Source organism: Streptomyces kryoterrae, assembly GCF_054072135.1.
Genome location: NZ_JBSUSM010000002.1, coordinates 26847 through 52110 on the forward strand (window position 1 = coordinate 26847; position 25264 = coordinate 52110).

Below are 25264 nucleotides of genomic sequence, written 5' to 3' on the forward strand. Positions count from 1 at the left end.
GATGACGACCGGAAGTGGTGCTGCAGGCCAGGTGTATCTGGTCGGCTCGCTGGGCTCAAGGTTCGTGAAGATCGGCTATAGCAGGAACCCGGAAGAACGTCTCTGGTTCCTCCAAGTCGGGTCGCCTGTCGAACTTTCCCTGCTGACGACATTTGAGGGCGGCCCAGATCTGGAAGCACAGCTACACCGCTACTTCGGCGCCCACAACGTACGTGGTGAATGGTTCAGGCTCGGTGACAACCCAGTGGAGGCTGCGTGCTGCCATAGCTCTGGGCATGGCAGGAATGCGCTCAAGCCCTGCAGCCAGCCGCACCACGCGACAGAGTTTTTCCGCTCTCCAGCTCGGGGGAATCGACTGGGATGTTCGCTTCCCTCCGGTATCTCACTGGCGTGTCAGGGTTGTCCTTGCTGAGCACAGCATCACCCTGGAGACGCCCGGCTCCGGAGAAGTGATGCTTCATCAGTGCAACGCAAACGGTGGCTGCGTCGACTGCCGCACTGGCCGTCTTGCCTATCTGGGGGATCCTGACTTCATCGTGGAGGAGACGAGTTCGGAACCTCGTTGTTGGGATGAGCGGTTCCCATAGATATGTCCGCCCAGAGGGAACTGAAGAGTCACCCTCGCACTTCCCGCCTCACGGGAAGTGCGAGAGAAAGACGACCACCCTACGGGAATTTCGACATATCAGCCCTAATCCTTCTTGGCAGTATCCGAAGAATCTGCTCAGATTGGGGGCACCGCGGGCGCAACCTGCCTGCAATTCATAACCACTTGATGACCTTACTGAGGAGGAGTGGCGAACGGATGAGCGAGGTGTCCTGGCGCGACCGCATGCTCCTCCTGTTAGGCCGGGCCCAGTGCCTCGAGCGCGGCCTGGAGCGTCGAGCTCTCACGGTTCCATCTCTTCGGCGCGATGAGCTTCAGTCGCGGCGTTCCCCCCGATGTGAGGACTTGGCTGTGGCAGTCGATGACCGGGATGAGTCCTTGGCTGTGGGCGTAGAGCAGGACGGGCTTTCGGGCGATGAGCGAGCGGAGTTCGAGTCGGGCCACGGGTCCGAAGCGGTAGACCCTGCTCCCCGCACGTTTTTGTTTTCCTACTACAACGAGGCCATCGATTTTTTCGGCGATTGCGTCCCAGTCGTACGGCCGGTCGTCGGTGAAAACACTGCGGTAGTGCAGGACTTCGGCGCTTTCGGGCAGCTCCTGAGTGATCTGTGCCAGCCAGCTGTCCCACTTGGGGTTGTCCACGGTTCTGGGTGCGGCACTGACGTATACGCGCACTGGAGCGTCGGGGGCCCTGCTGGCGGCGAGTCGCTGCATGGCTGTTGTGAAGCGGCGCTGTTGCAGCGGCGTGGCGAAGGACTCCACGTCCAGGTCCTGGGAGTCGGTCGGCGGTGCATGCATGGTGCTCATCATGCCGGTTTGATCTCCGGTGCGGGCTCACGGGGGCGGGCAGCGGAGCAGCTGATGGTGCGTCAAAAAGCATTTCTGCAAGGCCGACACGGTAGGGGGCGGGGTGCCGTTACGTGCCGTGAGGGGGGTACTGTGTCTCCGGATAAGATCAAAATGGACATGGTTGAGCCCCGCGAGGCTGCACTCCGGGGCACGGCCGCAGACCAATCTAAGGGTGGTCTCGACATGGCTCAGGGTACCCGTACCTTCGGGCAGGCACACAACAAGGCACCTGCTGCCGTAGTAGCGATGATTCGTACGTCGCTCCGGCAGGCGGGTGCCTTTCCTATGCTTCCGCACCGCTCAGCGTGCGGGCACACGTCTCGCCCCCCGAGGGGGTCGAGATGAGGTGAGTCTGCGGGCGGCGCCTGCAGTGCAGGACTTCTAGCCGCCCGGGGCCCAGCCACACGGTGATGCCACTCACCTCGGCACGGCGCCCCAACTAATTCTCCGGTTTCGGCCTGCCACGGCCTCCCCGGAGGGGCTGCTCGCCCCGGTACCAGCCGGCTGCGAGCGGTTCGAACTTGGTTCTCCCAGAACCCGAAGCACCGCCTTCACAGGAAGAGCTTCGTCATTTCGTCACACCCACCTTCAAAGAAGGGTGCGCCGTCATTCTGCACGACCGCTCGGGCTTTTGCCAGCCCGCTTATGCCTGTTTCATGCGCTTTTGCGTGTCCGTGACATTCCGAATCGCGCAATCTCACAGCCCGATTTGTCCTGTACGTCTCGCTGTTCGGGACGTCTTTCTGATCTCGCGCCCGTCAAGCGTCACACCGGGCCCGATCGCGACACCTGTAGAAGGTGTGCACCGCTCCGTCCCGGCTCCCGCCGTACCCGCACCCGTTGTCCACAGGCCTGCTGCCGCTCGCTGGAATCTGTCCACAGGTGATCTGGTCCATGGTCGCCGGATGGATCATGTTCTGGCGTCCTTCCGGGGTGCCCGGTGAGTGCCGTGGCGGCGCCGGCCGCGGCGATGATTCCCGCTGCGCGTTCGTCGGTCGACGACGTCGCGGTCGCTGTGCTGCCCGAGTTGTATGTGCTGGAGGCGGGTCAGCGGCTGTCGACGTCGACGGGGCGGGTCGCGCCGGAGGGCTACTCGTGGATGCAAGCGGTCCACTGGGTGGCCGGGTCGGGGCTGTACCGGCCGCGGCGGTACCGGTCGCACGGGCCGCGCTCGTTCGGGCCGACGACGGTGTTCGTCGCGCAGCTGCTCGCGGAGCTGTCGCCGTGCCGTCCGGGGATCGATTACCTGATGCGCCGCACCGGGCTGTCGGAGCGGGCGGTGCAGAACCATCTGCAGATGCTCCGGGAGACGGGACTGCTCGCGTACGTCGCGAAGGGCACGCGGGTCAGCGGTGAGCCGGCGCAGGCGAGCGAGTTCGCGTGGATGGTGCCGGTGGAGTTCGACGATGCGCTGGGAATCCGTACGGCGGGCGAGGGCACCAGTCGGCGGATGACGGGCATCGCGGAGGCGGGCCGGGAGCTGATGGCGCACCTGGCGAAGAAGGCGGCCCGGAAGGTGCGCCGACGCCGGTCGAAGACGTCCTCAAGGACCGGCGCGAAGGGTGCCCGGAAGGCAGCTTCTGTGACTGCCGTTTCCGGTGGGTCGCGTTGCACCCCAATGGGGGGTGGTACTGATGGTTCTTCTACTGCCGGTACTACTTCTCTCCCCCCTGAGAACAAGCTCGCAAGCGGGGGCAGCGAGTCACCCGTCCCGAAGAAGTCCAAAGCCAAGGCCGACGGTCGCCGGAAACTGAACACCGTCGGACGGCGCTTCCAGCTGGCGAGGGTGCTCACCCAAGAACTGGACTGGCTGCGCGGCTGCGCGGTGCCCCGGATCGCCTGGGTGGCCCGCAGCGTCGCTGATGCCGGATGGACCGTGACCGACGTGAAGGCCTGGCTGCACTTCCGCGGCGAGGCAGCCCACGTCCGCCGGGGCTCCGGCCTGCTCGCCGTGCTGCTCTCCAACGCGGTGACGGTCCTGGACACCCCCGCCAAACGGGCCGACGCGATCGAGCGGTGGCGCGGCGCCCAGGAAGCCGCTCGCCGCGACCGCATCCAGCAGGTCCGCGCCCGCACCGAGCGCTACGAGGGCGACTGGCAGGCCCCGTCCAGCCGCGCCGTCCAGCTCGAGGTGGAGGCCGCTATCGCCCAGGTCAGGGACATGGAGCACGGCGGCCGCCACCAGGACCAGGACCACGTCGTCGATGGCCAGGACGCGGGACTGGAGCCGGGCAACGAAGAGATCACCGCGCTGATCGCCGCAGCCGAGGGCGAGCTGATGCAGGGCGAGACGACGCTGATCGCCGGCTTCGACAAGGAGACGGCGCTGCAGATCTTCGGCGAGGAACTGGTGAGCAGCGCCCGCCGGATTGAACGCCTCGCCCACAGCTCGCTGACGAGCATCCGACACCGGTAGGAGGACCACGTGACCGAGACGATCAATCCCACCGAGCAGACCAGCGGCAACACCCCGGAAGTGTCCGGCGTCGACCTCGCCAGGGTCGCCCTGCGCCAGGCCAGGGAGGCCGCCAGGAAGCGCGGAGACAGCGAGGCCCACACCCCGCGCCGCCGCCAGCACACAGCCGTACGGCGCGACGGGCGGGAACCAAGCGGGTTCGCCGCCGTGCTGAAGAGCCTGATGGCCGACCGGGCCTGGGAGCTCCCGGCCGCCGGCGGCACCGTGCTGGACCGCTGGACCGACATCGCGGCCTCCATCGCCCCGCAGCTGCCCAGCCACGTCACCGCCGTCGCGTTCCACCCGGAGAACGGGCAGCTGGACCTGCGCCCCGACTCGCCCGCCTACGCCACCCAGCTGCGGCTGATCTCCGCCCGGATCGTCACCACGGTGAACAGCGCGGTCGGCACCGAAGCGGTGCGCACCATCCGGGTCCTGCCCTCCGGCGCCGCCCCCGACCTTCGTACGGCGCAACCCGCACCGGCGGCGGCGACGCCCGAGGCGCCCGTGAAGACCAGAGAGACAGCGTCCGACGGCTACCACCAGGCCCTCACCGCGCACCAGGCCGCCGCGCCCCGGAGCCGGATCGACCCGGGCATCTCGGAGGCGGTGGAGCGGCAGACCAGGGCGATGCGCGCCCTGAGCCGACAGGCGTTCCCGGAGCCGGAGGTGCCCGCAGACGACCAGCCGGCCCCGATCGCGGCGGCCCGCATTCAGCGCCGCCGCGAGTCCGAGGCCACCCGCACCCTGGCGCTGCGCCGGGCCCGGGCGGAACGAGCAGGACGGGAAGCCGGGCCGGCGGCCTCGGTGCCGGTTGCGGAACCGCTGCGGTCCACGGCGTGAACAGGCTCTCGCCTCAAAAGTGGGCTGCCCGTTAACGTCCGCGCGGAGGGAATCCGCAGGCAATGGCACGGGCCCGTAGGGCAGTTGGAGCAGAGGAAGAGGCCATGAAAGATCAGATCTATGTCATCGGCGCACTAGACTCGCCCGTTGCCAAGATCGGAGTGTCGGCGGCCCCGGAGCGGCGTCTGCGGCAGATCCAGTCCATGAGTCCGTTGAGGCTGGAGATTCTTTGGACGTGCGCAGGCAGCTACCAGTTGGAAGGTCGTCTTCATGCCCACTTGAGTGCCTACCGTTCCCACGGAGAGTGGTTCGACTTCCAGGAACTGGACCCTGTTGCGGTCGTACAGGATGCCGTCAACGACGTCTGGGAAAAGCCGACTTCGTGGCTCGTCGCAACAGCACGAGTCGATGCGCGTGCCGGAGGCACGGGCCCAGGCTGCGCCTGTGGGCACAAGGGCCGGCTTCATGGAGCGGGCGGATGCACCGTGATGGGCTGGGATGAGTCACACGACTGCCGTTGCACCGCGTACACGCCGACATCCGAGCCGAACGTGGCCACCGACGGTCAGCAAGAACGCGTTCCGTCCAGCCCCGGTCATCCACTGGCCCTGAGTACGGACAGCCGGATACGCCTGGGACGTGCGACGCGAGAGTTCCTGAACACTCCCGGCCTGGCGGGTGCTCCAGACTCGGTGCGCCTAGCGGTGTTGCTGCTGGCAGCCCGCGCCACGTGGGCAACGGGGCGGGTGGAGACTACTTCTCGCGAGTTCGGACAGTGGCTGGGGCTGTCGGCGTCGCGCATGCAGTCGATGGTGTTGCCAGGCCTCCGCGACTCCGGTGTCGTCACTACGACGACGCTGACGGGAGAGTTCGGTGAGCACCGGAGTCTGGAGTGCGAGGTGCTGCCGTTGCGTGCCGCGCGGAGCGCGCCCGGACACTCGCTGGCCCTGTCACCAGCAGAGTTAGCCACCTGGTTGCGGCTGATGGAGGCGTTGATGGCCCCGCGGCCGTCGTCCCAGGGCTGTGGGCATGCGCCGGCCGGGCTGCTGGACGGCCGTACTGGACGGGGAGCGTCCACGGACCGGTTGGCGTTACTACTGCTGGTGCTGGAGGCGGCGGAGACCGGACGGGTTCGGCTGTGCGGCGGGACAGTGGACACGCACCGGGGCCGACCAGCGGCGACACTGGCACGGCTCCTGGACAGCGGACTTCCGGGTGCTGAGCGGGTGCTGGAACGGTTGGAGAACGCCAATTTGGTGCGGCGCATGCGTCGGGCGACGACGTCCGGACTGCGCCACCGGACGCGGCTGGTGGCGCCAGCTATCGCGGCCGTCCACCGTCAACGAGCCCTGTGAACCTCCAAGGATGGCCGGTTTGCAACGCGCAGACCGTTACAGAAAAGGGAACACATGTTCCATTCACGGGGTAGTGAACATGGTGCGGGCGTCGGATGGTTGGATGCCGGTACCCGGTGGTGCGGCGGGTCGTTGGTGTTACGGGCCGCAGTTGCTCCGTCGGGGATGAGGCTCGGTTCGAGGGGATGGAGGGCCGGCCGGTGAGTGACCGCAGTGCGATCGAGTGGACCGAAGCGACGTGGAACCCGACCACGGGGTGCGACCGCGTCTCCGAGGGGTGTGACAACTGCTATGCGCTGACGCTGGCGAAGCGGCTGAAGGCGATGGGGTCGCCGAAGTACCAGGCCGACGGTGACCCGCGGACGTCCGGGCCCGGGTTCGGGCTGACGGTGCATCCGGACGCCCTGCGCGTGCCGTACGGGTGGAAGAGCCCGCGCACCGTCTTCGTGAATTCCATGAGCGACTTGTTCCACGCCCGGGTGCCGCTCGACTACGTGCGCCGCGTCTTCGACGTGATGGCCGATACCCCGCAGCACACCTACCAGGTGTTGACCAAGCGGGCGCGGCGGTTGCGCCAGGTCGCCGACCGGCTGGAATGGCCGGCAAATCTGTGGATGGGCGTGTCCGTGGAGAGCGTGAAGGAGCTGCCACGCGTCGACGACCTGCGGCAAGTCCCGGCCGCCGTCCGCTTCCTGTCCTGCGAGCCGCTGCTCGGGCAGTTGGACGGCCTAGACCTGACAGACGTGCACTGGGTGATCGCCGGCGGCGAGTCCGGTCCCCGATTCCGGCCGGTGGAAGAGGAGTGGATCACCCACATCCGCGACACCTGCCACGACGCCGACGTCGCGTTCTTCTTCAAGCAGTGGGGCGGGCGTACGCCGAAGGCCTCCGGCCGCCTGCTGGAGGGCCGCACCTGGGACCAGATGCCTCTGCCTGTGATGGCCTGACCGGATTCTGGCGGTGAGGGCCGGGCAGTTCGCTGCCCGACCGGGTCAGGCCGCGAGACCTTTTGGCTGGAGTGTTATCTCGCGGGTCCGGCGCACGCCGACACCGCTGCTCGGGGTCTTGCCCTGATCGTGCAGGAGGCGTACGGCCTTGCGCACCGCCGGCTCGGTCACCTGTCCGTAGAAGCTGCCGAAGACTTCCAGCGTGTGGTCGACCAGCTTGATCGGACGTCGGGTGCGCAGCAGCAGTTTCTCCAGGTTGTCCGCGATCTCCGGCACCGCTTTGCCTTCGACGGCCTCCGGGTCCGGCCGTTTGGAGAACAAGGACAGTTGCCCGTCGCTCTCCTCCCGTGTTTCCAGGGTCTCCCACCAGGTGTCCCTGGCCCGGGCGACGGTGTCGCCGAACACCCACAGGCCGTACTGACTGCGGGTGGCGAACACCAGCCGGTAGACGGCGCGTTGGTGCGGGGCGTGCGAAACAGGCACCGACTGTACGAACATGCCCGTACGCCGGGCCAGGCGGCGGGCGTATTCGGCGGCTACGGCCTCGATGGCGTCCTCCGCGGCGCCGTCGTCGGCGGAGACGGCCGCCGCGTCGGCGAAGTACTCGCGCCACCAGGTGCCGCCGCATACGTCGTCGAAGCGCTGCAGCGACCTTTCGTTGCCCTTCGGCGAGCGGACGTGGCCGCCCAGGCGCCATACGGCCATCATGCTGAAGTTCAACAGCAGCTCGGTCGCCGGCTTCTTCTGAGGACGCTGCTGCGCCAGTACATCCACGAGCCGGCCCTGGGGCAGGGACAGCCCGCACGGATCCATGAAGAGGAACAGCGGCTCGCTCACAGCCCGCTGGATCACGCTGTCGAGGAGGCCGTCGACCTCGCCACAGTGAGCGTGGGCCAGCACACCGCCGGCTCGGTAGTGCTCGACCACCTGGTGCAGCCGGTCGAACGACTTTTGGTGTGGCTCCGTGAAGAAGCACTCCACCGTGACGCCGTGCCGGGCACGGAAGTGGGAGGCGACCCGTAGCGCGATCTCGGCAGAGGCTGGCTCACCGTTCTCGTAACGGCCCTCACCTGCGTATCCGTCCAGGTAGACCACCCGCTTGTCGTGCGACTGAGTACCTGTCATGCCGCCGAACTGAGGCAAGTAGCGCTTCAGTAACTCGTGCTTGAACACGCTGGGCAGCGCCTTGTCCGCCCAGTAGTCCCCACCCGTTCCCGTGGACATGGGTCCCCCACTCCGTCACGGCTCACCTGACCGTCTGTAACGCATGGTCAGCCCACACACCAGATCCCGACAAGAGGCCCATCACGCCACCTGCCATGGGTTCGCAGTCCCACGCCCTTATGAAGGGAGGGGCCGCCCGATAGTCAGCCAGGTCCAGGGGCACGGATTGAACCGTTCCGGGTCGAATGGAGGCTCGATTCTCTGAGAGGATTGAGTCATGGCACGTCCCTCCCCTTACCCTCCTGAGCTGCGCAAGCGTGCGGTCCGCATGGTCGCCGAGGTGCGGCCCGACTACGCCACCGAGTGGGCCGCGATGAAGGCGGTCGCGAGCAAGCTGGGGATCGGTTCGACCGAGACGCTGCGCTCGTGGGTCCGCCAGGACCAGGTCGACGGCGGGACTCGGCCAGGGACGACGACGGAGGAGTCTGCCCAGGTCAAGGCGTTGAAGAAGGAGAACGCCGAACTGAAGCGGGCGAACGAGATCCTGAAGGCCGCGGCGTCTTTCTTCGCGGCCGAGCTCGACCGGCCACATCTGCGCTCGTAGCGTTCATCGACGAGTGCCGGGACCGCTTCGGCGGTGTCGAGCCGATCTGCAGAACACTCTCCGAGCACGACTGCAGCATCGCCCCCTCCACCTACTACGCCCACAAACAGCGCCAGGAGAATCCCTCCGCCCGCCAACTGCGGGACACCGCTCTCAAGGACCTGATCAAGGAGATCTTCGACGCCAACTACCGTGTCTACGGGGCCAGGAAGATCTGGCGGGAGCTGAACCGGCAGGGCCACACGGTGGCCCGGTGCACCGTCGAACGCCTCATGCGTGAACTCGGCATCACCGGCGCCGTCCGCGGCCGGAAGGTCGTCACCACCATCGCCGACCCGGCCGCGACACGGGCCCCGGACCGTCTCGACCGCGACTTCGTCGCCGACGCGCCGAACCGCACCTGGGTCGCGGACTTCACGCATGTCGCGGCCTGGGCCGGCACCGTCTACGTCGCGTTCGTCGTGGACACCTTCTCCCGCCGCATCGTCGGCTGGTCCGCCGCGATGAGCAAAGAGACCCAACTGGTCCTGGACGCGCTGGAGATGGGTATCTGGCAGCGGGACCGCGACGGCCACCCGCACACGCCCGGCAAGCTCATACATCACTCGGATGCCGGGTCGCAATACACCTCGTTCAAGCTCGCCGAGCACCTGGCCCACGACGGCATCGCAGCCTCCATCGGCTCGGTCGGCGACGCCTACGACAACGCCCTGATGGAATCCACGATCGGCCTCTACAAGACCGAGCTGATCAAGCCCCGACGGCCCTGGAAGACCCTGGCCGAGGTGGAGTTGGCCACCGCCGAATGGATCGACTGGTACAACTTCCGCCGCCTGCACGGTGAGATAGGCCACGTCCCACCCGCCGAATACGAAGCCGGCCACTACCAGACAACCCAGAAACTCCAGGTCACAACCACAATCTAGAGTCTCCAACCAACCCGGGGCGGTTCACGTATGAGCGATGCCGAGTACGACCACCTGATCAGCCTGCAACTGGGCGGGGACCCCAACGACTACCGGAACCTGTGGGTGGAGCCCGCCGACCCGGGCCACAAGAAGGGTTCTGGGGTCAACAACCTGAAGGACCCGGTGGAGACGAAGCTGCACACCGCGGTCTGTAAGGGCACGGTAACCCTCGCCGCCGCGCAGAAGGCCATCGTCACCGACTGGACCACCGCGCTCAGCAAGCTCGGCCTCGGCTGAGGCCCGGCGGAGGGCGGCCGGGCAGCCACCCGCCCTTGCGCAGCGGCGACTTCAGCGAGAGACGGCGCGCCGGGGTCGGGGCGTATGGTGCAGGCGCCGCGGTGGGGATGAGGCCTGGGCCGCGTACGCAGCCCAGGAGGTCGCCGAACAGGTCCGTGACGAGCGTCGGGTGGTCGCTGTGCGGCGGCTGATGGCGAGCGAGGACGCCGTAGCGGAGGCGGATGCCGCGTACGAGGCAGCGCTGCGCCAGCGGCCCCTCGATCACCGGCGTGCGGAGGCCGCCGCAAACGACGCCCGTCGCCGTACCGCGGGCTACCTGCTGCGCAGCAGGCTCGGACAACTGACGGTGCTGCGGGCGCGGGCGGCGGCCCGCACCGAGACGGCCGCGTCCGCGCGTGCTCCTCGTTCGGCTCCAAAAGCAGATCACCTTTCCGTGTGAGCGGCAGAATGTCCGCTCCGGCATAGACGTCCGTCCAGCCGGTCCTATGACCGGACAACTGGCAGGCGATGTCGGCGTGGGCGGTGGCCATCAACTCGTGCGCCGGCTCTGCAGCGAAATCCGTCTCACGCGGCTCCGGCAGCAGGCGGGCAATGAACTTGGCGGCGTTGACGCGGCCTATAGACATGTGTTCTTCTCATCCTCCGTAGGCGAGGTACCGGTAGGTGAGGGCTCTGGGGTTGTGGAAAACTCGGCTTCCGTGACTGCGCGTGCGGAAGCCGGCGGTGATCTCGCGCTTCGCGCGGGTGGAAACAGCCAGCCCTCCCCCACGAAGCCTGAAACCGAAAAGCGCAGCAGAAGGGACGGGGGTGCCCCCGGTCCTCGTACGACGGACTGCAGCTGGCCATGAGCCCACAGATCTACGCCGTGCTGGAGCCGGTGCACCTGCTGCCGGAGCGGGTACACAACGACTTCATCGTCCGGCAGATCGCCCGAGAGGTGGGCCGCCAGCTGCGCGAGGGCACGGATGCGGCCGCCACCCGGGCCGCGGTTGCAACTTGCCGCAGCTATGCCACGCTGGAACTGCGAGAGTCCGAACAAAGGGGTTGACCTCTTTGGCTTCAACGTCGAGGTCCGGCTGACAGACGACGGCGACCCTGACAACGTGCAGTTCATAAACATGACCCTCGATTCGGTTCGGTCTGGCGCAGGCCGCCTCATTGGTAACTGGTAGGGAGCGACGGATGAGCCCGGTTGATGGATTGCGAGTGACCGTCGAGGGCGCGTTGCCTACCGAGGTCATGACCAGGATCGCGGACGCTGTCCGGCAGGCAGTCGTCACCGAGATCGCGGAGTTCGACATCGCTCCACCGCTGCACGAGGTGCCACTCCAACCGTCCGATTTCGGTGAGCCAGCACCCGGATCAGACTCCGACGGGCTGATTGACATTCTCCTCGGGATCTGGTTGAAACAAGCTGGGGAATAACTGCCATGAGCGACGACGGAGGCAGCTCCGCGCTCTGTCCGAGCGGTTCCTGTAGCCCGGGAAACCTGCTTCTTGGCATCGTCCGTCCCGACGGGACCGTCGCCGCGCTCCACCCACCCATCGAAGTCAACGAGCGCTTCGTCGAGAGAGCGTCAGCGTCGTCCCCGCGGCAACCAGAGTCCCGGTTCCGTTTCGCCGGCAGGTGCGTGACCGCGGCCTGCGAGCATTGGACCGACGGTCGTTGCGGCCTTGCCGACGCCGTGGCCAGCGCGGCGCAGCGCCGGCCGGAGGCTCGAATTCCCCCGTGCGACATCCGGACGTCTTGCCGGTGGTGGTCTCAGTCCGGGCCGGACGCCTGTCGGGTCTGCCCGACAATTGTCCGGACGCCAGCCCGTCCGGACGGACAAGTGCCTCCTCGAGGCGAGCCCTGAACGGGGCGCCGTCACGGAAGGCCCGGCCGTTGACGAACATGCCGGTGAACCAGTTCACGGTGGGGTTGTGCGGATCGTCCTTGCCGATCTCGAAGGGTCACTTGTCCGCCGCCGGGCGGCACGGTGCCGGTCGCCAATGTCCGTACTTTCGAGGGCACTCAACGTCACCCTCAACTCGGTGGTCTTCCGCTCCGCCGACCAGGACTTGACCACCGCCGGCACCTACATCGAGATGACCTCCCGCCTGGCCGAACCAGTCCTCCTCGTCGGCCTCGCGGTCCTCGACGCCATCCGCAACCGCGTCAAACCCCGGTCCGGTCCGCGGGGAAGCGCGCCGAGGGCCGAAGAACTCGGCATCCGCCCGCCTGGCCGGCCGGACGAATTCGCCGCCCTGGTCGCCGACTTCATCAGCTGACCCTGGCGGTGGCTGTGCTCCAGCTCACCGCGGGCGGCGAGCGGGAACACCCCGCACAACGCGGTTGACCGTTGATCTGTATGTGTGGCTGGCGGAGGGGAGGGTGTCCCTGGGCCTCACCTTCCGCCCTTGGGGACGATTCGTCCGTGAAGCCCATGGAGCACCCCGCCGAGAGGCGACCGCCCTCCGTACGCCACCACGCACGGCCCAGGCTGGTCTCCCCCGTCCAGCCGGGGCCTTCCCGTACCGGCGACCGACACAGACCCTTTGGGGACATTCCGGCGTGCGGCACGTACTGCCCACCAGCCGCCTGTTCAGGCGAGGTGAAGGGCAGACCGTCCCAGACGACGAAGTCGGCCCCGGCGATCAAAGCGTCGCGTGCAGGCCCGCACCCCGACCGCTTGAGTTGGCGAGTCCGCCTTCGATCTGGCGAGTCGAACCCCTCGCTCACCGTGCCGACACGACAACGGCCTCTCAGGCTCCAGCTGAGTCGCCTCCCAATCGCATAGTGGATCCGTAGTTGGCGAGTTCCAAGCTGACCAAGTACTTCACTGTCTCGGACTGGTGGGCCGCTACGTCGGCCAGGATCTGATCAGCGCGGTCGGCGTCAATGTGGATTTGGGCGGCCAGGGCCAACGCTCGTACGCGGGCGCTGGGGTGACCGTTCCCGATGCGTACTAGCGCATCCGCGCATTCACGCGACCGCATGACGTCGGCCACACGGACCGCCGCTTCCAAGCCGCTGAAATTGAGGTACCTGCAGATCGTCCCCGAGTTCTCGTTGAATTGGAATTGCATTTCGTTTTGCACTGGTGCGCGCGGAATAAGGTTGAGGGAAACCGAGATCTGGTTCGGTGGCAGCTGGATATGCACATCCTCCTTAGCCCGGTAAAGCGCTACTCGACCGCTGGTCAGGGAGAAGACACCTTCATTGGTCAGCTCGACCATCTCCCCGAGGCGGCCTTCATACGCGGTCCTGTCATACGTGTACGATCGGCAGTTGTAGCCTAGGCCTAGGTATCCGACAGTCAGAATGTCGAAGTTGTGGTCGTGGCAGACGTCGTACTGGTAGCCAGGGATCGCCTCCTCGGCGGCAGAAATCGGCTTCCAGATGTTCGCCCGGATGAAGTAATTCTTGGCCGAGTGCAGCAGTAAAACTTCCGGCGCGTACATGTTGTCGGCCTGGAATCGGAGTTGATTCCGCAACTCATCGAACATGCGCTCCATGAGGAACGTCTTATTGTTCGCCAGTTTCCGAAGTAGGGGAGCAGAGGCGATCAGGTCATCATGCCGAGTCAGGTCGAAATCGCTGACTTCGATGGCTCGTACGTACTCCTCGAGCGATAGCTGATCCTCTGCGGCGGGAACCTCAAGGTCGATCGGCAACGCACTCTCACCTGCCTCCTGCGAAAAGATCATCCAGAATGGCGTTAGCGCCATTCCGCAATCCGTTTTGATCTGATTCAGCGGCGCGGTGGAGTGCCGCGAAGCTACCCGGGTGACCTGATTCGAGCATAGACTGGATCGCTGTCAGCACCACCTGGGGAGAGCCCGACTCCAGTGCAATTTCGTAGATGTCCTCAGGCACTGCAGCACCCGTCTCGTGGGCGATTCGCAGGACGTTCCGGAAACGCGATGCCGCGATTGAGGACTGCTCGCAGTAAAGTGAGGTGAGTTCGGGCGTAAAGGTCCAGAAGAGGTTCGGAGCGGCGCGGCGGTACGTCAGAATCTGAGCGATCATTGGGCCGTTCGCCGCGCAGATGTCCATGATCTCGTGCCGGTTGTCAGTGACAATAACGGCACCGTCTCGAGCATCTTGTACTGAGGACTCGCTAATATGAATGCCTGCGACGAACTGCTCGATGTCGCACTGTGGTGGCACCGCTAGCGTCCGAACCGTGACCGTATGCAGGCCCTTCACCGCGATCATCTGAGGCATCCCGAGCCACTTCACTCTTCGCGGCTTCTGGCTGAATGGCGCAATGATGCGGATTGAGTACTCAAGGTCTGGCGTGTTGACGAAAGTGAAGCTGGCCTGCCCGACACCGCGCCGTACGACGTGATCGCTGTCTTCTGCCGCGGCCCCCAACTCCCGGAGAAGGAATTCAGAAAGAAAGTCACTATTGGCATGGTCCCGGAATATTGCACCGAGAGACGCCCAATGGTCCGCATTCCGCTCGAAGGATTCGGCGAGATTTTCCAGCGGTTCGCGCTTCACGGCGTCTCCCGGTTCCGTCACACCGTCTCCCGGTGTCCAGATCAGATGAGGAAAATTTCGATGACGACGAAAATCACCGCTCCACTGCAGTCCTCATCTGCGGCCGCGAGCCGATCCGAGCCATACGTGGCGGCCGCATCGGAGAACTTGACGCCCTTGAAATCGCCGGTCAGAAGCTCACGCTGGCTCGCCAGATACTGGTGGAGATTATCCACTTCGCGGCCCGCTTCTGCCGAATAGTCGGCTTCCCAGAGGACGTGGATCAGATCCAGCTTCGATGCCACTTCCTTTGCGACCTCGAACTGCGCCTCCGATATGCGCACCAGCCGGTATTCAGTGCCCGGCTTGAAGCTCGTAATGGGAGTGCAGGTCGCGGTTGACTCCTTGGAGTGGATCACCGACTGAAGAAATGATCGCAGTGGCCGGTACTTCTCCATGAGGGGCTCGAGGCTGGCGTATTTCGCTTCGAGCTCCGCGTCCGCATCGGATTCGAATTCTTCGGCCGAGATGGTCAGCGACAGCGCTGGTCCGACGTCATCTGACTGCCGCTGGAAGCGAATGTTTGGCTTCATGGCGAGAGCGAAGGTGACGAACGAGCGCAGGTCTTCGGTGGTTGTCTCAGTCATGGCACTTCCCTGACATTAGGGCGACTTGTGCGCGCGTCATTTCCATTTAAAGCCTGAGATGGCCAATGGTTCGATGGCGCGACTGTGATTACCTGCAGATGATTCGCGTAGTGACTTTGCGACTCATCACCATGATGCACCGTCAATAGCGTCAGTGCCACTCGACTCGAATACCTGGCTCCGCATCACCAAGGAACTCCAATCATCATCACATTCCGCTCATGAAAGAGATCGTAGAGTCACGAAACCGGTACGGCCGATGCTCTGCCGATTCAACTTGTCCAGCACCGCGCGGAATTGGTGAGAGGTCCTTGTACTACAGCCTCAGATCTTGTGACTTGTGATCGGTGCTGACCGCAGGGCTTCGGCGTAGTCGGCGAGCGTCCGTTTCGTGATCACTTGAGGCCGAGCAGGGCGAGCGGGCGGTCCGCGTTGCGGGCGTTGTGTCGCAGAGCTGCGGCGATGTTGGTCGCGCCGGCCAGTCGCAGGGTGCCGATGGCGAGGTTGCGCCAAGTGGCCATCGCCCGGGGCCCGTTGCCGGTTCGCAGCTGTGAGGCGTCTTCGGCGAACGTGGTGTCTCTGACGTGGTGCAGAGCTTCGATCTGCCAGTGATCACGGATCAGGGTCGCCAGCTGGGCGGGGTTGGCTTGCTCGGCGGTGAGGCTGGTGACGGCGTGGACGGTCTTGATGGTGGTCTTGCCGGTCTTGCGGTCGGTGCGGCGGCGCTTGATCTGGACGGCCTGCCGGGCTCCGGGGAAGAGCAGGCTGTTGACCGTGACCACCTTGATCCGTCGGATCTCCGAGCGTCCGTGGCCGATGCCCCTCACGCGGCCCTGCAGCGGGATCTCTGTCCACGGAAGGGATCTGAGCTGCTTGCGGAGCTTCTTCTGGTTGCCCTTGACGATCACGATGTAGTGGGCTTCGCGGCCGAGAAGGTAGTCGGCGTGCTCGCGTTGGGTGTGCATGGCGTCGCTGGTGACGACCACCCCGGCCAGGTCGGCCATGGTCTCCAGCAACGGCTGGAAGCAGGTGATCTCGTTCGTCTTCTCGCCGACGTCCAGCTGGGCCAGGACCAGGCCGGTGGTGTGGTCCAGGGCTGCGAGCAGGTGAATCTTGCGGCCGTTGGCCCTGGCCGCTCCGCGAAGGCTCTTGCCGTCGACCGCCAGGCCGCGCAGCCGGCCCCGGGTTCGGTTGCGGCGGTCGGCGAGCCAGCGGCCGACCGCCAGGTCCAATGCGTCGCCGTCGATCCGGGCCAGCAGTCGTCGGACCGTCGTTTCCGCAGGCAGGGACCGTTTGGGGAACAGGGGGTCGAGTCGCACGCCGACGTGTTCCAGCACGTGGGGCGGAGCGTCGGTAATCCATTCGCCGACCGCCAGCAGTGACGTCGCCCCCGCCAGCACCGCGCAGGCGACCAGGGCAAGGACGCCCACCAGAGCGTGGCGCACTCCACGGGGATCACGCGGATCGGGCACCTGGGCGAGGCGGCCCAGCAGTCCGGGCACTTCTTCCGGCGCGACCTCTGGATGCTCGCGGAGTTGGTCAAGGGCAGGCGGGATCAGCGATGATGCTTCGGCAGGCACGGTCTTCCAGGCAGGTCACGGGGCGTCGAGAACTCCATGATCTTGGAAGCCGTGCCTGTTCCGCTCTCCCTGGCCGACCAACCTGGCGGACCGTCACAAACCGGATGCCCGGCGACCACGCCGAAGCCCTGGTGCTGACCGTTGTCCGGTCATGCTGATGGATGTGAGAGGACGTCCCGTTCGATTGGGGGATAGTTCATGGATTGTGCCAGGTTATGGGCGTTTCGCCGGTTGCTCGTCTCGCGAGGTTCGAGATCATCGCGAGGCGGATCATGCTCTCGGAGTGGGCGGGTTTGGCCTCGTAGTCGCGAGCGAGGCGCCGATGCATCATGATCCAACCGAAACTTCGCTCTACGACCCAGCGTCGCGGTACCACTGAGAAGCCCTTGACCTGGGTGTTTCGCGGGACGACGTCGACGTCGATGCCGAGGGTGGCGCCGTGTTCGATGGCCTGGGTCTTGTAGCCGGTATCGACCCACGCCTTGGTGATCGTGGGATGGTCGGCGGCGATCTGACTGAGCAGCTGCTTGCCGGCCTCGTTGTCGGAGACGCTGGCCGCGGTCACCATGACCAGGAGTAATAAGCCGAGGGTGTCGACGACGATGCTGCGTTTTCGGCCCACGATCTTCTTGCCGGCGTCGGTGCCCTGGGTGTCGGTGGGCACGCTGGGAGCGGTCTTGACGCTCTGCGCGTCGATGACGCAAGCCGTGGGCTCGACAGCGCGTCCTTCCTGCTCACGGACCATTCGGTGCAGGCGGACGCCGAGTTTCTCGATGGTGCCGTCGGCGGTCCAGGCGCTGAAGTAGCTGAACACGGTGGTGTGCGGCGGGAAGTCGTGCGGAAGGTAGCGCCACGGGACCCCGGTCCGGTTGAGGAAGAGGATCGCGTCCATGACTTCCCGCAGGTCAGTGACCTTGCCGCCAAGGTTGAGCGAGGTCTTCTGCCGCTCGGCCCGCCAGGCCGTCAAGGTTGGCTCCATCAACGCCCAGCGGGCATCGGACAGGTCGCTCAGGTAGGGCTTGCGTTGCTTCGAAGGGGCCATGAGGATACTGACGCACGAGGCGTCCAACCGGGCATATCACTCGATCGGGCGAGGCAAAAGCGGCGTTCAATCCCATATTCGAACCGGACAGGAGCTCTTGGCGAGAATCGATGCAAACCGCAAGGTCATGCCCGTCTCGACTGGCGCGACATACTGCTTGTTCTGCCTTTATGCGGCTAATCCCGACGGGTGTTGAACCTCCTCAAATAGCCGCAAAAGTGATGAGGACGTCCTCTGAGATCTGTAGGGCTCACACCCCGTTTTCCCAGGTGAACGGGGTGAGCTGTGAGGTCTGTGAGGTGGAGCTCGCGGCCGCGCTTCCGTACGCCCTGGACCGGCCAGCCGACGCGCAGGACGATGGAGTCATGGGCGAGCACGACCACGACCAGGACGACGCCGTCGCCGAACCGGCACGGCCGCCGTTGAGCGCGGCACAGGCCCGGGAGATGACGGCTGGGCTGCGCGAGGCGATGGACGACGTCCGGCGCTCCGTGGCGGTGCTCGCTGCCCGGGTCCGCGACGCGCACGCCGCCCGCGTCTGGACACCCCTCGGTCACCCGAGCTGGGAGGCGTACCGCAACGCGGAGGTCGGGATCTCCTCGCATCTGCGCGGGGCATGGGGGGCACTGAGTGATGGTGGTTTCCCATCCGCACGCCAATGTACGAGAAAAGAATCTTGGTTCGTCTGTTCACGCGGGCGGCCTCTCGGACCTCTCATCCATGGACGGCCGATCCGTCCCCCGTACGACGAGAGGATGAGGCGCGATGGATGCTGTCACTGTGGTGGAGGTCGCGGGCCCGGCGCTTGCCGGCACGCTCGCCGCGTACTTCCGCTACCGGGTGCTGCACGCTCGGGCGACCCGCAGGCACCTTGCCGAGGTGGCGCGAGCGGCGGGGCCAGATGGGCAGGTATGCCTGACCGAGCGGCGGCGCGGACAGTACGTGCGGCTCACCGTGAGCCGCCGCGGCGGTGAGGGGGACGAGGCCGCGTGACAACTTCGGGGGAGCCCACGGACGCCGACCCGCCAGTGGACCTGTCCGTCGGCGAGATCGAAGACCGGGCCGCGGAACGCGCCGCCGTCGACGCGGAGTTCTCCGCCTTCTACCGGGCCAACTTTCCGCGCCTGGTCGGGTTCCTCATCCTGATAGGAGCCGGCCGGGAAGACGCGGTGGACGCCGCTCAGGAGACGATGCGCACCCTCCACCAGAAGTGGCGCGAGGTACGCCATCCCAGGGCGTGGTCGCGCACGACCGCCCGCCGGGAGCTGATCCACGCACTCAAGTCCCTCCGGGAGCAGGACCTCGGAGAGCCGCGGGAACCGGCTGAGGCGCCTTTGGTCGGCGACCAGGCCATCTGGGAATCACTGGAACGCGACGAGGTGTTGGCCATCCTGCGAGAACTGCCTCCCTGCCAGCGGCAGGCACTGGCCCTTACGTACGACGGATTCAGACCGGCGGAGATCGCACAGATCCTGGACGTGCCCGCGATGCAGGTGCGGGGCAACCTCGCCCGCGCGCGCCACACCGCGCTGATTGTGCTCGGGAAGCGGAAGGGTGAACACCAGTGACCGCTCACAGGGGCAAGCCCGGGCCCGGCGGCCCGATCGACCGCGAGCTGGCGCAGCGCCATGAGGCGTTCACAGCGAAGCTCGAAGCAGCGCTGGATGTCGAAGCCGGACTGCGCGACATCCTGTTCCAGTCCCGTCACGAGACGTTCACGGCGAAGGTCGAGACCGCTCTGGACGTGGAAGCCGGACTGCGCGACATCCTCACCCACCCCACCATCCAAGCGCCCCCCGGCCACTCTCCTGCTGTCGCCCCGCCTGTCTCCAGCACGACCCCTGGCAATAGCGGGGGGCAGGCCCGTCCGGCCCAGCGGCTGAAGCTGCGCAGCAACCCCCGCGTGAGGGCTGCGCGCCGCGCGCTGCGTGTCGTAGAGAGCTGGACCAGAAACTCCGACCTCGACCTCGACCTCGACCTCGCCGGCGCCCGTACCCGTGCCCTCGATCGCGCCCGTACCCGGAACCCCGACCTCGACTGCGACCCCGACTGCGACCTCGACTTCGACTTTGACTTCGCCCGCGACCTCGACCTCGACTTCACCCGCGCCCTCGACCTCGCCCTTGCCTTCGACGTTGCCCTCGACCTCGACTGCGCCCCCGGCCGCGCCCGCGCCCTCGACCGCATCCTTGACCGCGCCCACGACCTCCTCAACGACCTCGTCTACGACCTCAGACTCGCTGACGTCATCGCCCGCCACACCCTCGCTCGCGTCCTCACTGCCGCCCTCACTGCCGCCCTCGCCCGCGCCCTCGACCTCGCCCGCGCCCTCACTGCCGCCCTCGATTGCACCCGTGAGCGCGCCCGCGACCTCGCCCCCGCCCGCGTTGACGCCCTCGCGCGCGACCTCACCCGCGCTGACGCCCTCGCCCGCGACCTCGCCCGCGCCCTCACTGCCGCCCTCGACCTCGCCCTCGACGCCGCCCGATCCCGGTGCCTGCAGATCATCAGCGACGAGTACACCCAGGCCGTCGGTACGTCAGTGGCGGTGGACGAGGAATCCCTGGCGAGTCTCATGGACGACTTCACCACGGACGACCTCAGCGACGCGGATATGCGCGAGGGCGACATCGAGCTGACCGGAGTCAGGTGGTCGGACGGCACCACGTGGCCAGCTTCCACCAACATCGACCGTCTCAAGCGGCGTTCCGATCGTCAGGAAGACGGATCCTGGATCATCCGTGCCGGCACCGGGAACGCACGCGAGAACATCCTCACTTGACCGCCCCACCCACCCTCGCCGCATCGCGCACCGTACGGCTGTACCAAGTCGTCCCTCGCGCGTGCATACATGAACCTACGTCTGTCTCTATGCAACCAGTGGCTTTCGCCCGCCGTTTACAGAGATAGCAGCTATCTACTTTTTATGGCGAGAGGGGAGTCATGGCCTCTGCGAGTTCGAGCAGTCCAGAGCCGGACCCAACCTCAGACCCAAACCCGGCACCAGAACCGGAGCCGGGTAGCCCACCCCGCCCGCGTCGCTGGTGGCTCAACGTCCCGATCGGCGCGGCGGTCATTGGGGCACTAGCCACCCTCGCTGTCCCAGTTGTCACCGAATACTTCGACGACGAAAAACCCACACCAACACGCAGCGACAGTAAGAGTTCCCCGTCGACAGAGGAAAGTAGCAAAAGTTCCTGGCCTGTAGAGGACAACGGTAAGAGTTCCCCGTCGGCACGGTGCAGTGTCCCTGTCGAGATCAGCGCGCCTGATCAAGTCGGCAGCACTTTCGAGACGACTACCAAAGTACTTGCGCGCCTTCAAAGGGGACAAAATACTACTTCATCAGCCAGGAAGACAATGTCGGCGAGAAGGGCACGGAGCACTCTGTTTACTGCCCCAAGGAGTCCATCGTCCCCGAGGCGGAAACGAGAAGCTCCATAACCGAACGTGAGATACAAAGGTCACCCATCGGCTCCATGAAACGCTGTACTACCGGCGAGTCGATGCCACTCAGGAGCAGGAACTTTCTACAAACGTGGTGGACACCTGCGTCTGGAAACTGCCGCTGGGGGCGAACAAGGTCTCCAACACCGTCAAGATTAGGCGCCTTTGGTAGCGAGTTCTGGGACGGTACGTACTTGTGTGGACGTTCGCGTAATTCCCCAGCCGGAACGTCGGGAGTGTCTAATCAACGGCGGATCTGATGATCAAGGAGATGCGTCTGATGACGGAGACCGCCGTGGAGAACGGGCAGGCCGAGCAGGTGGTTCAGGCACAGTCGAGTGCGGTGTCGGACGAGCAGCTCGTTGCGATGCTGGTTGACCGTGCCCGCAACGAGGGGCTGCAGCTGACGGGCGAGGGCGGGCTGTTGCAACAGCTCACCAAGCGGGTGCTCGAGTCCGCCCTGGAGGGCGAGATCACCGACCACGTCGGCTACGAGAAGCACGATCCGGCCGGGAAGAACAACGGCAACAGCCGCAACGGGACCCGGGCGAAGACCGTGCTGACCGACGTCGGCCCGGTGGAGGTAAGGGTGCCGCGCGATACCGCCGGCAGCTTCGAGCCGCAGATCGTCAAGAAGCGCCAGCGGCGTCTGACCGGCGTCGACGAGATGGTGCTCTCCTTGTCCGCGAAGGGCCTCACCCACGGGGAGATCTCCGCTCATCTCGCCGAGGTCTACGGGGCGGAGGTGTCCAAGCAGACCATCTCCACCATCACCGACAAGGTCATGGACGGCATGGCCGAATGGCAGAACCGGCCGCTCGACCGCGTCTACCCCGTTCTGTTCGTGGACGCCATCAACGTCAAGATCAGGGATGGGAAGGTCGCGAACCGCCCGATATACGTGGTGATGGCGGTGACCGTGGACGGCACTCGCGACATCCTCGGCATCTGGGCCGGCGACGGCGGCGAGGGCGCCAAGTACTGGCTGCATGTGTTCACCGAGCTGAAGAACCGCGGCCTGGACGACGTGCTGATGCTGGTCTGTGACGGGCTCAAGGGCCTGCCCGAGGCCGTGGAGACCGTCTGGCCCCGCACGATTGTCCAGACGTGCGTGGTTCACCTGCTGCGCAACTCGTTCCGTTACGCGGCCCGCCAGGACTGGGACAAGGTCGCCAAGGCGCTCAAGCCCGTCTACACCGCACCCAGCGAGGACGCGGCGACGGAACGGTTTCTGGAGTTCCAGGAAGCCTGGGGCCGGAAGTATCCGGCGATCATCAAGCTGTGGGAGAACGCCTGGGCCGAGTTCGTCCCCTTCCTCTCCTTCGACGTCGAGATACGCAAGGTCATCTGCAGCACGAACGCGATCGAGAGTGTCAACGCCCGCATCCGCAGGGCCGTCCGCGCCCGCGGGCACTTCCCCAACGAGGCCGCCGCGTTGAAGTGCATCTACATGGCCCTGATGAGCCTGGACCCGACCGGCAAGGGCCGCAAGAGGTGGACCATGCGCTGGAAGGCGCCCCTGAACGCCTTCCAGATCGCCTTCGAAGGCCGCCTGACCCCGAACAACAACTGACACCTCAACAACCAAGATCAGCCGTTAAGTTGACACACCCGGAACGTCACGTAATTCCCCAGGTGCGGGGTCGTGAGCCGACTATGAAGTCCTGGGTCAGTCCCACCAGAGCACGAGGAGAAGGTGCCGTTGGGATGCAGCAAGGTAGAAATCGCGCAGGGCATTGAAGTGCCCCAGCAGGTACTTCCTCGGGCCACCGACGATCTTGTCCGCCCCATGACCGATCAAGGAAGCGGCCTCGGTGTCTTCGGTCGGCAGGCCGGCCAGGACGGCCGGGAAGTCGATTTGACCGAGCAGTTCCGAGACGCGGGCCACTTGAGCTGCGGAAAGGACAGTGGGAGGCGGTCCGAAGGGACCAATGGCATGCGGGTGCGTGTTGAGGAAGCTGAGATCGATGACAGAGTCCCCCTCGGTGGCCTGCCGAAGAGCATCCAGGTGGACGCCGTCGAGACCTGCCAGCTCGCAGACCCGTTCCAACACGGCTGGCGCCCAGTCCAGGTCCAGGACGTCCGCCGACGGCGGATCCCAGTTGGGATCTCCATCGGTCGATGTTCCGGCTGACTGGCGGCATGCGGCGAGATACTCCGCCGGGACGCGGGCGAGTTGCTGGGTGACGGCCATGACGGCAGTATCCCGACGGCGTCCACCGGTTTTCCTACTTGCTTGGGGGCCTGCCGTTCTTGTCGGTGGGGCTCTTGGGGCGCTTGTTGGGGCGGTAGCTGGGGCCGTTCATGATGACCTGGTGGCTGGTGTTGATCAGCCGGTCGAGGAGTGACTCAGCGACGACGGGGTTGGGGAAGAGCGGATACCAGTCGCTGGGTGCCCGGTTGCTGGTGATGATCAGGGACCGTCCCTGCCGCTCGGAGACGAGTTCGTAGAGGTCGTCGGCCTGGGTCGCGGTGAGCTGACGCATGGCGAAATCGTCGAGGATGAGCACGTCGGGCCGTACCAGTTCACGGATCCGTTTCTCCCAGGTGCGGTCCGCGTGGCCGCCGGCCAGGTCGGCGAGGATGCGGCTGGTCTTGGCGAAGCGGACGTGGGCGCCCTGGCGGACCGCGAGATGGCCCAGGACCTGGGCCACGTGTGTCTTGCCCACCCCGACCGTTATCAGCGGGGCGTGAGCCCCTCGATTCTCTGTCTGCGACGAGCGTCACCGTGAGCGTTCTGCGTCGTTGATGCATTGCTATCAACGGGAGTTCTTCAACGAGACGGAACGGCATCAGTGGCGCACAGCTTGGCGGTCCGGCCCGCGAACGGGCGGCGGACGTGGACCGTGATCGACGAGAAATACCGGACCGTCGCGCCGGTCGAGGACTGGCTGGAGGCCCACCGGCAGCTGTGGTCACCGAACACGGTCCGCGGTTATGCGACCTCGCTGGCCCAGTGGTGGACATTCCTCGAACAGCGCGATGAGGCCGAAAGATGGGGCGATCTCGGGGTCCCGGCAGTCGCCGGGTTCCTGTCCTGGCTGCGCAATGGCCGCACCGTCGAGCACGCCCTCGTCACGCCCGAACAGGCCCCGGAGGCAGGGACGCTGGAGGCGAGACTGGCCGCGTTGATCTCCTTCTATCGTTGGCAGGAGGCGGTCTTCTCGGTGCCGGTCGCGGCCGGCTCATGCGCGGGACGCCGCGCCGGGCGCCGGCCCGGGGGCTGCTCGCGCACTTGGACGCCCGCACCGCACCGGCACGGTCCTCGCTGGTCAGGGTCCGGCGCCAGAGGCATCGCGGGCGCCCTCCGCTGCTGCTGCCGACCGAGATCCAGGCGATCCTGGACGGCTGCGCGATGCCGGACGCCACGGTCGGCGACTGGAACGGAAACCTGCGCGACCGGCTGCTGTTCGCTCTGCTCGCGGAGACCGGGATGCGCCTCGGCGAGGCTCTTGGCCTGCGGATCTGTGACTTCGTGATGGGCCGCGGCGCGACTCCCTATGTCGAGATCGTGCCGCGCGAGGACAATCCGAACGGGGCGAGGGTGAAGATGATGCGCCCACGGCGGGTCTATGTCGGCTGCGACCTGGAGCGATTGTTCGCCGACTACCTCACCCAACTCGCCTGCGGGGCCGCAGAGTTGGGCATCGAGATCGATACCGGCTCGCCGTTGCTGGTGAACCTGGAACGGCCGCCGCTGCTGGCCGCCCTGCGCGAGGGCACGGTGCGGGACAAGGTGTCCGCCCTGCGCAAGAAGAGCATCGGGCCCGCCTCCTGGACGCCGCACTGGTTCCGTCACAGCCACGCGACCGCGCTCCTGCTGGCCGGGACGCCGGAGTGGGTGGTCTCCCGGCGGCTCGGTCACGCACACGTGCAGACGACGCTCGACCTTTATGGCAACCCTCGGGAATTGCATCAGACGGGCGAGAAACCGCAGGTCGCGTGGTCACGGCGGGAAACGGAAGGACTCCGTAGCCTATACGAACTGGCGTCCTGAGCAGTGGTGTTGCCGAGACCATCCCTTCTGATGCATGATCTGCTCTCCAGAAGG

Annotated in this window: 23 protein-coding genes and 3 pseudogenes; 17 read left to right on the plus strand and 9 right to left on the minus strand. The window is 66.0% G+C overall.

The features are described from left to right. The first annotated feature begins 1 nt into the window (after position 1). Positions 2–412 carry a GIY-YIG nuclease family protein gene (locus tag ACW4TU_RS45130; RefSeq protein WP_457430849.1) on the plus strand — a complete coding sequence of 137 codons (411 nt, stop codon included), beginning with the start codon at positions 2–4 and terminating at the stop codon, positions 410–412. 432 nt (positions 413–844) lie between these two features. On the opposite strand, the gene ACW4TU_RS45135 is transcribed toward ACW4TU_RS45130, so the two are convergent. Then, on the minus strand, positions 845–1417 hold the full coding sequence (locus ACW4TU_RS45135) for a hypothetical protein (protein ID WP_457430851.1): 573 nt from the start codon (positions 1415–1417) through the stop codon (positions 845–847). 988 nt (positions 1418–2405) lie between these two features. On the opposite strand from ACW4TU_RS45135, the gene ACW4TU_RS45140 reads away from it, so the two are divergent. From ACW4TU_RS45140 to ACW4TU_RS45155, 4 genes are all read left to right on the plus strand, one after another. Then, positions 2406–3872 carry a transcriptional regulator gene (locus ACW4TU_RS45140; protein ID WP_457430852.1) on the plus strand — a complete coding sequence of 489 codons (1467 nt, stop codon included), beginning with the start codon at positions 2406–2408 and terminating at the stop codon, positions 3870–3872. Between the two features lie 9 nt (positions 3873–3881). Then, the gene (locus ACW4TU_RS45145) at positions 3882–4754 is read left to right on the plus strand and encodes a DciA family protein (protein WP_457430854.1); all 873 of its coding nucleotides are present in this window, start codon (positions 3882–3884) and stop codon (positions 4752–4754) included. Positions 4755–4858: 104 nt separating this feature from the next. Further along, entirely contained in the window at positions 4859–6109 is a 1251-nt protein-coding gene (locus ACW4TU_RS45150) for a GIY-YIG nuclease family protein (protein ID WP_457430856.1), read from the plus strand. A 200-nt stretch (positions 6110–6309) separates the two neighbouring features. Further along, the gene (locus ACW4TU_RS45155; RefSeq protein WP_457430858.1) at positions 6310–7056 is read left to right on the plus strand and encodes a DUF5131 family protein; all 747 of its coding nucleotides are present in this window, start codon (positions 6310–6312) and stop codon (positions 7054–7056) included. Between the two features lie 45 nt (positions 7057–7101). Here ACW4TU_RS45155 and tcmP read toward each other — a convergent pair whose 3' ends face one another. Next, entirely contained in the window at positions 7102–8280 is a 1179-nt protein-coding gene (gene tcmP, locus ACW4TU_RS45160; RefSeq protein WP_457430860.1) for a three-Cys-motif partner protein TcmP, read from the minus strand. 217 nt (positions 8281–8497) lie between these two features. On the opposite strand from tcmP, the gene ACW4TU_RS45165 reads away from it, so the two are divergent. The 6 genes and pseudogenes from ACW4TU_RS45165 to ACW4TU_RS45190 all read left to right on the plus strand — a co-directional run bounded on the left by ACW4TU_RS45165 (position 8498) and on the right by ACW4TU_RS45190 (position 12300). Next, a protein-coding gene (locus ACW4TU_RS45165; protein WP_457430862.1) for an IS3 family transposase occupies positions 8498–9750 on the plus strand; the annotation gives its coding sequence in 2 pieces (ribosomal slippage) (positions 8498–8780 and positions 8780–9750; 1254 coding nt in all). 30 nt (positions 9751–9780) lie between these two features. Beyond that, a pseudogene (locus ACW4TU_RS45170) lies at positions 9781–10029 on the plus strand (hypothetical protein); the annotation flags it as partial. Between the two features lie 169 nt (positions 10030–10198). Continuing rightward, the gene (locus tag ACW4TU_RS45175) at positions 10199–10468 is read left to right on the plus strand and encodes a hypothetical protein (RefSeq protein WP_457430863.1); all 270 of its coding nucleotides are present in this window, start codon (positions 10199–10201) and stop codon (positions 10466–10468) included. 405 nt (positions 10469–10873) lie between these two features. Then, entirely contained in the window at positions 10874–11077 is a 204-nt protein-coding gene (locus ACW4TU_RS45180; RefSeq protein ID WP_457430865.1) for a hypothetical protein, read from the plus strand. 134 nt (positions 11078–11211) lie between these two features. Next, positions 11212–11454 (plus strand): hypothetical protein, encoded by a 243-nt coding sequence (locus ACW4TU_RS45185; protein WP_457430867.1) that lies wholly within the window; start codon positions 11212–11214, stop codon positions 11452–11454. 567 nt (positions 11455–12021) lie between these two features. Then, positions 12022–12300 carry a hypothetical protein gene (locus ACW4TU_RS45190; RefSeq protein ID WP_457431014.1) on the plus strand — a complete coding sequence of 93 codons (279 nt, stop codon included), beginning with the start codon at positions 12022–12024 and terminating at the stop codon, positions 12298–12300. Between the two features lie 474 nt (positions 12301–12774). On the opposite strand, the gene ACW4TU_RS45195 is transcribed toward ACW4TU_RS45190, so the two are convergent. From ACW4TU_RS45195 to ACW4TU_RS45210, 4 genes are all read right to left on the minus strand, one after another. Further along, positions 12775–13719, minus strand: a complete 945-nt coding sequence (locus tag ACW4TU_RS45195) for a hypothetical protein (protein WP_457430869.1) — start codon at positions 13717–13719, stop codon at positions 12775–12777. Further along, positions 13694–14518 (minus strand): hypothetical protein, encoded by an 825-nt coding sequence (locus ACW4TU_RS45200; RefSeq protein ID WP_457430870.1) that lies wholly within the window; start codon positions 14516–14518, stop codon positions 13694–13696. The genes ACW4TU_RS45195 and ACW4TU_RS45200 overlap by 26 nt, the downstream gene beginning before the upstream one ends. Positions 14519–14559: 41 nt before the next feature. After that, positions 14560–15144: a hypothetical protein gene (locus ACW4TU_RS45205; RefSeq protein ID WP_457430872.1), complete on the minus strand. Its 585-nt coding sequence runs from the start codon at positions 15142–15144 to the stop codon at positions 14560–14562. 395 nt (positions 15145–15539) lie between these two features. Then, positions 15540–16589: an ISAs1 family transposase gene (locus ACW4TU_RS45210; RefSeq protein ID WP_457430874.1), complete on the minus strand. Its 1050-nt coding sequence runs from the start codon at positions 16587–16589 to the stop codon at positions 15540–15542. On the opposite strand from ACW4TU_RS45210, the gene ACW4TU_RS45215 reads away from it, so the two are divergent. Beyond that, positions 16581–16709: a hypothetical protein gene (locus tag ACW4TU_RS45215; protein ID WP_314254458.1), complete on the plus strand. Its 129-nt coding sequence runs from the start codon at positions 16581–16583 to the stop codon at positions 16707–16709. The two genes, ACW4TU_RS45210 and ACW4TU_RS45215, sit on opposite strands and share 9 nt — an antisense overlap. A gap of 211 nt (positions 16710–16920) precedes the next feature. Here ACW4TU_RS45215 and ACW4TU_RS45220 read toward each other — a convergent pair whose 3' ends face one another. Beyond that, the gene (locus ACW4TU_RS45220) at positions 16921–17766 is read right to left on the minus strand and encodes an IS5 family transposase (RefSeq protein WP_457430876.1); all 846 of its coding nucleotides are present in this window, start codon (positions 17764–17766) and stop codon (positions 16921–16923) included. 765 nt (positions 17767–18531) lie between these two features. Here ACW4TU_RS45220 and ACW4TU_RS45225 point away from each other — a divergent pair. The 4 genes from ACW4TU_RS45225 (at position 18532) to ACW4TU_RS45240 (ending at position 22786) form a co-directional block, all read left to right on the plus strand. Beyond that, entirely contained in the window at positions 18532–18759 is a 228-nt protein-coding gene (locus ACW4TU_RS45225) for a hypothetical protein (RefSeq protein WP_457430878.1), read from the plus strand. Continuing rightward, positions 18756–19334 carry an RNA polymerase sigma factor gene (locus ACW4TU_RS45230; RefSeq protein ID WP_457430880.1) on the plus strand — a complete coding sequence of 193 codons (579 nt, stop codon included), beginning with the start codon at positions 18756–18758 and terminating at the stop codon, positions 19332–19334. The genes ACW4TU_RS45225 and ACW4TU_RS45230 overlap by 4 nt, the downstream gene beginning before the upstream one ends. After that, positions 19331–20548 (plus strand): hypothetical protein, encoded by a 1218-nt coding sequence (locus tag ACW4TU_RS45235; protein ID WP_457430882.1) that lies wholly within the window; start codon positions 19331–19333, stop codon positions 20546–20548. The genes ACW4TU_RS45230 and ACW4TU_RS45235 overlap by 4 nt, the downstream gene beginning before the upstream one ends. Before the next feature lie 1032 nt (positions 20549–21580). Continuing rightward, positions 21581–22786, plus strand: a complete 1206-nt coding sequence (locus ACW4TU_RS45240) for an IS256 family transposase (protein ID WP_457431012.1) — start codon at positions 21581–21583, stop codon at positions 22784–22786. Between the two features lie 96 nt (positions 22787–22882). Here the strand turns inward: ACW4TU_RS45240 and ACW4TU_RS45245 are convergent, their stop codons facing one another. Then, positions 22883–23407 (minus strand): DUF1877 domain-containing protein, encoded by a 525-nt coding sequence (locus ACW4TU_RS45245; protein ID WP_457430883.1) that lies wholly within the window; start codon positions 23405–23407, stop codon positions 22883–22885. A 34-nt stretch (positions 23408–23441) separates the two neighbouring features. After that, positions 23442–23888 (minus strand): annotated as a pseudogene (locus tag ACW4TU_RS45250) (ATP-binding protein); the annotation flags it as partial. A gap of 120 nt (positions 23889–24008) precedes the next feature. On the opposite strand from ACW4TU_RS45250, the pseudogene ACW4TU_RS45255 reads away from it, so the two are divergent. Beyond that, a pseudogene (locus ACW4TU_RS45255) lies at positions 24009–25210 on the plus strand (tyrosine-type recombinase/integrase). The last annotated feature ends 54 nt before the right edge of the window (positions 25211–25264 follow it).